This window comes from Yoonia sp., from assembly GCF_017854415.1.
In the GTDB taxonomy this organism is placed as follows: domain Bacteria; phylum Pseudomonadota; class Alphaproteobacteria; order Rhodobacterales; family Rhodobacteraceae; genus Yoonia.
Map to the genome: position 1 here is coordinate 1 of NZ_JAFMHR010000155.1, position 6,160 is coordinate 6,160.

A 6,160-nucleotide genomic window follows, 5' to 3' on the forward strand; every position below is an offset into this window, starting at 1 on the left:
TGTTGACGCGCCTGCATCCTCCGCCTCCAGCATTCTGCGCTATCTTCAAACCCAGATCTTCGAGGCCAATGCGCCGATGCTAACATATGATATCGTAACCGGATCCCCGCGCATCGATATCACGGCACGCGCGCAACACGACCCGTTCGTGGAATATGAGCAGACCGTCGAGGAGCGTGGTGGGATCACGGTGCGCAAAACACGCATCCGCAAAAGCGATCCCTCACGCCTTCTGCACATCCTGTCGCAGAATTTCGAACATCTGCAACGCGCAACAGGCTTTGAGGAAGACAGCTTGGCACAAGCCATCCGGGAGATTTCTAAAAAAGGGGGATCGCTCGCGCCAATGCGGAAAAGCAAGCAGCAGCGGACGGTGACCGAACAGGAAGCGAATTGAGCAAGAAAGGGAGATGCATTTTTCCCGAAACAAACTCCCCCACGTTCAAACGCCCGATAACGCACCTTCTGGGAATCCTATGCATGACCCTAAGGCGGTTAGTCATGAACAGTGAGCTTATTCCTAAAGTACAGGCATGCAGTTTCACGCGAGAAACGAGCCGTCAGATCCCGGGATCTGAAGACCTACTTAAGATTTTGCCCCGGCATCTATTGAAGCAGAATGAAACCAGCGCCCGGCGTGCGCCGACATGAGAGGCATGGAACCCCTCGCATCATGATCTGTTCGACCAGGCCTGAAACACTGACGACCCAGCTTCCCGAAGCAATCCTAGGAAGTCTGTGATGATTGTTTAACCAAGCTACGCTTCGGCAATAGTCAGATATCTGCCCTACATATCAGTCGATCATGGCTGTGCAAATTCAATCATCAAATGACTCGACCGGACGTTTGACTTGTTAAGATTGAATAAAACTGACTATATACTACCTTAGGTTGAATTTTCATTCACATGTCAGTTCACAAGAGTAGGACGCAGATCATGAATAAAACTGCACTGATAACCGGTATCACCGGCCAAGACGGTTCCTACCTCGCCGAATTTCTGCTTGAAAAAGGGTATGAAGTTCACGGCATCAAGCGTCGGGCCTCGTCTTTCAATACGCAGCGAATCGACCACATTTACGAGGACCCGCATGTCAATAACGCGCAGTTCACGCTTCACTATGGTGATTTGACGGATACATCGAACCTAACGCGGATCCTTTCTCAGGTGCGGCCGGACGAGGTCTATAATCTCGGCGCCCAAAGCCATGTCGCCGTCAGCTTTGAGGCTCCGGAGTATACTGCGGACGTCGACGGAATGGGTACTTTGCGGCTGCTAGAGGCCCTTCGGTTTTTGGGATTGAAAAAGAAAACCCGCTTCTATCAGGCTTCGACATCTGAGCTTTTTGGTCTTGTACGAGAAACACCCCAGAAGGAAACCACGCCTTTCTACCCCCGTTCGCCATACGCCGTCGCAAAGCTTTATTCCTACTGGATGACTGTGAACTACCGTGAGGCTTACGGTCTTTACGCTTGTAATGGCATCCTTTTTAACCACGAAAGCCCGCGGCGCGGCGAGACGTTTGTAACCCGCAAGATTACGCGGGGGCTGGCGCATATCGCGCAAGGCCTCGAGCCGTGTCTTTACATGGGTAATATCGACAGCATGCGCGACTGGGGCCACGCAAAAGACTACGTTCGGATGCAGTGGATGATGTTGCAGCAGGACACGCCAGAGGATTACGTGATCGCAACAGGCAAACAGTATTCAGTGCGCGAGTTCATCACGTGGTCAGCTGAAGAACTTGGTCTCACGTTGGAATTCACTGGCGAAGGTATCGCGGAAGTCGCCACTGTCGCATCAATCAGCGGTGACAAGGCCCCTGCCCTCAAAGTCGGCGATGTCGTGATGCGCATTGATCCAAGGTATTTCCGCCCCGCTGAGGTTGAAACGCTTTTGGGTGATCCGTCCAAAGCAAAGCGACAGCTTGGTTGGGAGCCACAAATCACGGCCCAGGAGATGTGCGCGGAAATGGTGACATCGGACCTGATAGCCGCGCGTCGCCATGCCCTTTTAAAGGAACACGGAATGGATCTGCCCGTGTCATGCGCAGGCTAAGGGTTGCAGATGCAAAAAATCTATGTGGCGGGGCATCGCGGCATGGTTGGCAGCGCTATATTGCGGCAGCTCAAGGCGCGCGGCGAGACAAAAACTGTCACCCGCACACATGCAGAACTAGACCTGACCAATCAGAGCGATGTGCGGGAATTCATGCAAGCTGAAAGGCCTGATGTGGTCATCCTCGCGGCCGCCAAGGTGGGCGGAATTCACGCGAACAATACGTACCCCGCGAATTTCATTTACGAAAACCTGATGATCGAATGCAATGTTATTCATGAGGCATTCGCTGCTGGCGTGAAGCGACTACTGCAACTTGGTTCATCTTGTATCTATCCGCGCCACGCCCCACAGCCGATGCGGGAGGATGTACTGCTAACGGGTACACTTGAGCCAACAAACGAACCCTATGCTGTGGCCAAGATTGCAGGCATCAAGCTTTGTGAAAGTTACAACAGACAGCATGGTGTCGATTATCGCAGCGTGATGCCGACAAACTTGTATGGCCCTGGAGATAACTTTCACCCCGAAAACAGTCACGTCCTGCCTGCACTTATTCGTCGCTTTCATGAAGCCGCGCAGGAACGGTTGGAAGAAGTCGCCATTTGGGGCACTGGTTCGCCTCGGCGAGAGTTTTTGCATGTAGATGACATGGCGGCGGGCGCGCTCTTTGTGCTCGATTTACCGAAACGAGACTATGATGCAAATACAAAGCCAATGCTGAGCCATATCAATGTTGGAACAGGTGTTGATATTTCGATCCTTGAACTTGCGCATCTTGTAGCGCGGATAACGGGCTTCAATGGGATAATCACAACCGACCTATCAAAGCCTGACGGGTCTCTTCGCAAGCTAATGGACGTTAGCCGCCTAGCAAATATGGGTTGGCGTGCGAGGATCGGACTTGAGGCTGGGATCACCGAGACCTATCAATGGTATCTTGCAAATATTGAAAGTTTGAGGGGTTAAGGCGCTATAGAGCATATGGTCAATCCGGCTTTGCCTTTTGGCGATGCAGGCACCCGTCTTTCGTCGCTTTCTAGGGGCAAAGAAGTGTACTTTGCCATCACGCATTCAGGGGCAGGTGGCAGGATCTGCGCCGCTTGATGCAGCGTCGGGGTTGTCAACAATCAAGACGCCCGCCGAGAACCATGAATTCGAGACGCCGCACGCGCCCGGGGCGGTCAGTGATTTAGACCCTTGGTCTGGCTCTTCTTGTGGTACGCGAAGCCCACGTCTGTGATGCAGCCGAGCATTTCAGTCCACCACAAGAGAACTGTTTTTTTGCCGGTGAACCAACGCGATTCCACATCTCGCTTGGATGTCACAACCGCCGTCATGCCTCAATTCATATCCCTGATCATGAAGGCATCATGCGTTCGTCGTTCCCGCCGAAAGCCTTTGAACGATAGGTATGATCAAAGAAGTGGAGCTATCAGTTATGCGCGCCCAACACGGCTTTTAGCCGATAGTTTCGAACAACTGAAAGGGCCCCAGCATAAGTTACAAAGAACAGCACCAAGAAGACAACAACCGCGTAAAACGCATTGCGGTTATCATCCCATAACAGGACCGCGACGATCTGCGGAGCGATCACAAAAGGCGCCAAGACGACCGTCGTTAGCGAATTCGAAATGTTGCGTCTCTTTCGCCCTAGAAAACAAATCTCAAGCCCGCGCATGGCCAACTGATGCACATGCAAGCGGTCCGGTAACATCGCCCCTGTGTTACGGCGGGTCCTGCGGTAAATGGCAAGCAAAGTATCAGCCAAAGGCCAAAACACCGTCAACAAAATGGCCCAAGGCGAAACTGCCGGCGCATTCACGATCACAGCAATACCAAACCAAGCCAGCACAAATCCGATCGTGTAGGCACCGGCATCACCTAAAAAGATGAGCCCAAACGGGAAGTTTACCAAGAAAAAACCAAAGATAACCGCAGCAAGCATCATACTAACGTTTGCCATAGGCGTGTAGCCTGACTGCTGCGTAATCACCGCAAGCGCAACAGCCGCCGTCGTAGCCGTCATTGCCGCAAGCCCATTGACCCCGTCGATCAGATTAAAGCCGTTCGCAACCCCAGCCGATATAAGCAAGGTGACCGGAACGCCAAGGACCCAATACGACAACCAAGGATCAAGAAAGAAAACCCCGATCCGCGGTAGCCATTCTCCAACCACGACAACAACGACCAAACTGGCGCCAACAAGCACCAATAATCGCAGTCTGGGCGAGACGTCGAAACCTAGATCTTCTCTTAGGCCAACGAGGAAAAGCATCGACATCGCCAGCGCAAAGCCCACATAGCCCTGCGTGACCTGAACAGGAAAGAACACAACGCTGCACGCCAAGCCGCCAAAAATGGCAAGCCCACCGACACGCGGGGTTGGGTTTACATGCATTGACTGCACCGCAGTCGTATCATTTTCGCGCCCACGCAGTCGTGGGACAAATTTTGCGAGCGCGATGATCACAATACAAGCCGTGAACGAAATAAGCACAAGAAGCGCATGGTACGGCTGCAAAAAACGGTCTGGATCAAATTGCATTTCGCTAGCCAATATGTCGCATGAAATTTGCTGGGCACACGGACAGCTTGTACCAGCATTCAATGCGGTTCACTATGTCTATTCCCAAAGCATGTCGCGTACTGCGCCGTTTGAAACACAGGCCCACCTGAAATAGGGGCACGAAAGAGCGAGGGCCGCTTTGCGCTTGTTTCGTCATCCTTGCCGTCTTTCAACATCTTCACCGGCGATATTAACCTGTGTTTTACGCCCCATAAGATCAACCAATAATTGTATGCGACCTTCATCATCTGCCGCCACGACTTTGGCCAGCCATCCTGCAAATGGTCCGTTGATTACATTGACAGGGTCGCCAGGTTGGTAACGTGGTATCGCCATCAACATTCCACTCTGAGCCGTCGCAAGAAGCAGGTCGTGCGCGACTTGGGAAGGTAGTTGCGCTGGTTGGCCTCCCGTCCCTGTCACCACCCGCGCCACACCGCGTGTGTTCGCCACAGCACGCCAATTGATCTGACCATCAGCCAATGCGCAAAACAGGTACCCCGGGAACAACGGTCGTTTTGACCTTTGCAAACCGTGCCTTGACGGCTGCGTGACTTCACGCATTGGCATCAGCGTTTCGTAGCCCTGTCTGGCCAGATTGGTTTCAGCGATTTTCAGACCATTTGGTTTGATTTGCAGAACATACCAGTCATTGATCAATGCTGTCGAGTTTGGCGCGCCGTCTGTGATCATGCAAATTACCCGATCGTCCCTAACAAAATCTATCTCGGTTATACCTTATAAACCGGTTCGCTTTCGCCACCGATTGCCTGAAATCGTACGATCTTAGCAAAGACTATGCTTGCCAGATGACTTGGATGATAGTGAAATTTTTAGATGGCCGTTTACAATGCCGGCGCACCGCTTGGTCGGCCACGGCGTGAAGGTGTGACCTGCTATTGCGACGGACCGCATCCTGCTTTTTGTTAGAATGTCTTACAGCCTTGCGAATGACCCATTTTGCCCTTTGACCTTAGACGTCTGCCGAGGGTTTGCAGCTGCGGCAAACGAATTGCCATTCACTTTCGGACAAACAGTTTGTGTTTCCGGTTTTGATCCCTCAATTTTGGCAATATCGAATTTGAGGGACGTCCATGACCAAACATTCAGTGCGCTTAGGCGTCGATATCGGAGGAACGTTTACCGACGTCGTCCTTGAAATCGGGGTTCAATCGTTTTCAACCAAGGTTCTGACGACGTATGTCGCCCCGGAAAATGCGATCATCGATGGCATGCAGCAGGTTTGCGCTAAAGCCGGGATTGACGCCGCTCAGATCGATCAGATTATCCACGGCACGACGTTGGCTACCAACGCGCTGATCGAACGGCGCGGTGCAAAGACTGCTCTGATCACCACCAGCGGTTTCCGTGATGTGATCGAAATGCGCACGGAATCGCGCTTTGAACAATACGACCTGAACCTCACCCTGCCCGAGCCACTATTGCCGCGTCAGATGCGCTATACTGTGCCGGGCCGGATGGATGCGAGCGGCAGTGAATTACTGCCGCTGACCCGCGCCGATATTGAACC

6 protein-coding genes are annotated in these 6,160 nt (G+C 52.5%); 4 read left to right on the top strand and 2 right to left on the bottom strand.

The genetic code is table 11. The annotated features are described in order from the left end of the window. From QZ197_RS14070 to QZ197_RS14080, 3 genes are all read left to right on the top strand, one after another. Window positions 1–397 (top strand): hypothetical protein (locus QZ197_RS14070; protein WP_296432763.1); only part of this gene is annotated, 397 nt, incomplete at its 5' end. 541 nt (window positions 398–938) lie between these two features. After that, complete coding sequence (gmd, locus tag QZ197_RS14075; RefSeq protein ID WP_272146217.1) at window positions 939–2,060, top strand: GDP-mannose 4,6-dehydratase; 1,122 nt, start codon at window positions 939–941, stop codon at window positions 2,058–2,060. A 9-nt stretch (window positions 2,061–2,069) separates the two neighbouring features. Then, complete coding sequence (locus QZ197_RS14080; protein WP_272146219.1) at window positions 2,070–3,029, top strand: GDP-L-fucose synthase; 960 nt, start codon at window positions 2,070–2,072, stop codon at window positions 3,027–3,029. A 466-nt stretch (window positions 3,030–3,495) separates the two neighbouring features. Here QZ197_RS14080 and QZ197_RS14085 read toward each other — a convergent pair whose 3' ends face one another. Next, a complete protein-coding gene (locus QZ197_RS14085) occupies window positions 3,496–4,608 on the bottom strand; it encodes a glycosyltransferase (RefSeq protein WP_272146221.1) in 1,113 nt (370 codons plus the stop codon). A gap of 174 nt (window positions 4,609–4,782) precedes the next feature. Further along, the gene (locus QZ197_RS14090; RefSeq protein WP_272146223.1) at window positions 4,783–5,322 is read right to left on the bottom strand and encodes a transcriptional activator RfaH; all 540 of its coding nucleotides are present in this window, start codon (window positions 5,320–5,322) and stop codon (window positions 4,783–4,785) included. 401 nt (window positions 5,323–5,723) lie between these two features. On the opposite strand from QZ197_RS14090, the gene QZ197_RS14095 reads away from it, so the two are divergent. Continuing rightward, window positions 5,724–6,160, top strand: a 437-nt coding sequence (locus tag QZ197_RS14095; protein ID WP_296432765.1) for a hydantoinase/oxoprolinase N-terminal domain-containing protein, incomplete at its 3' end; no start/stop codon positions are given.

Bases quoted from the DNA above. Each gene is read 5' to 3' on its own strand.
- gmd (WP_272146217.1), top strand. From the start codon at position 939: ATGAATAAAACTGCACTGATAACCGGTATCACCGGCCAAGACGGTTCC.
- QZ197_RS14080 (WP_272146219.1), top strand. From the start codon at position 2,070: ATGCAAAAAATCTATGTGGCGGGGCATCGCGGCATGGTTGGCAGCGCT.
- QZ197_RS14090 (WP_272146223.1), bottom strand. From the start codon at position 5,322: ATGATCACAGACGGCGCGCCAAACTCGACAGCATTGATCAATGACTGG.
- QZ197_RS14085 (WP_272146221.1), bottom strand. From the start codon at position 4,608: ATGCAATTTGATCCAGACCGTTTTTTGCAGCCGTACCATGCGCTTCTT.